Origin of the sequence: Alicyclobacillus contaminans DSM 17975 (assembly GCF_000429525.1) — a bacterium.
GTDB classification, from domain to species: domain Bacteria; phylum Bacillota; class Bacilli; order Alicyclobacillales; family Alicyclobacillaceae; genus Alicyclobacillus_A; species Alicyclobacillus_A contaminans.
Window position 1 is genome coordinate 1 of record NZ_AUCA01000108.1, and the last position, 1215, is coordinate 1215.

Here is a 1215-nt window from a genome sequence, read left to right on the forward strand (position 1 = left end):
CATACTCCGGCTCCGGCCGGCCAAAGGTGGTGGTGGACGGTGACACGTCGCAGACTCCTGCGGGGCCTTATCCCTATTTGGCGTCCTATACGCCCGCCGCCGGTGATCGCGTGCTACTGGCGCGCGTTGGGGTCAGTGGCAAGTTTGTGATTCAGGGAAAGGTGGTGTAAGTGTGGAAAACGGAGTCACGACTGGGCTTCGCGAGATCTATGACCGTCTTTTGGAGGTCAGGTCATGTCGCGGCGATGTTATTCCGCCAGTGCGACACCCTTTTGCCAAAGTTCAGGGCCAATCCTTGCATAAAGTTTCCTGGTCGCTCGTTTCAGGTAATGCTTCCTTTTATCGTGCCAGTAAAAGGCGTGTTCTAGTAGTTGCATTCCCATAGAATCGGAGGCCGTTACCTGGCGAAGTGCGGTGAGTGCTGTGTTGTCGTGTTTCCGAGTCTCAATAAAGCACTCCACGGTCATGAGCACCAAGAGTTCGTCTCCGTCGAGTTGTGAAAGTCGATGCAGGTTGCCAGCTGCCGTATTACGGTGGTAGCTCGTTTCATAGTTCTCTCTGTGAACTGTTCTAAGAGCGGGCTGATCCTTAAACTGCGGCAGAAAAGTCATTTGCGTCACGTACGAACAAAATACTTGCTCAGCATAGATGCTGCGTTCAACATCGCGCAGTACACTTCGCCAGTGACTCATTATCCCATCTCCTGTGTTGAGGGCGGATGTACCTCGGACATGTGCCCTCGTTTTTCACTACTCAGGATATGGAGGGGTGTTTGTTCTAGGTACTGGGCTTTAACCTAAAACGATTTTCGTGGGAGCGTCCATTGGGGCGTCTTTTTTATGCCCTCATAAGGAGGTGAGGCCATGGTCATACCGCTCGTCGGCGACCTGCTCCTTGTCCGCGACGCCGACTTCATCAGCCGCGCCATCGAGGACATCACGCACAGCCCATACAGCCACGTGGCCGTATTCACCGGGCCGAATGAGTTGGTCGAAGCACAGGGATTCCGCCGCGTTGGCTATCAAGACCCCGGAGTGTATGCGGGCAAATCCGACCTGTTCCGATGTGACAGCCTGACGCTTGAGCAACGCTTCCGAATCGCTGCAGCCGCAAAGCTCCACATCGGCCAGCACTACGACTACTGGCTGCTCGTAATCGAGTGGGTACGGTATGCGCTCGGCATCGTGCTCCCGTGGCGTGAGCGCCACACCGTGA

2 protein-coding genes are annotated in these 1215 nt (G+C 55.3%); one reads left to right on the forward strand and one right to left on the reverse strand.

The genetic code is table 11. The features are described 5' to 3' along the window. Positions 1-248: 248 nt before the first annotated feature. Positions 249-692 (reverse strand): hypothetical protein, encoded by a 444-nt coding sequence (locus G463_RS0117370; protein ID WP_026976131.1) that lies wholly within the window; start codon positions 690-692, stop codon positions 249-251. A 171-nt stretch (positions 693-863) separates the two neighbouring features. Here G463_RS0117370 and G463_RS0117375 point away from each other — a divergent pair. After that, the coding region (locus G463_RS0117375) for a C40 family peptidase (protein ID WP_026976132.1) at positions 864-1215 on the forward strand (352 nt) is incomplete at its 3' end.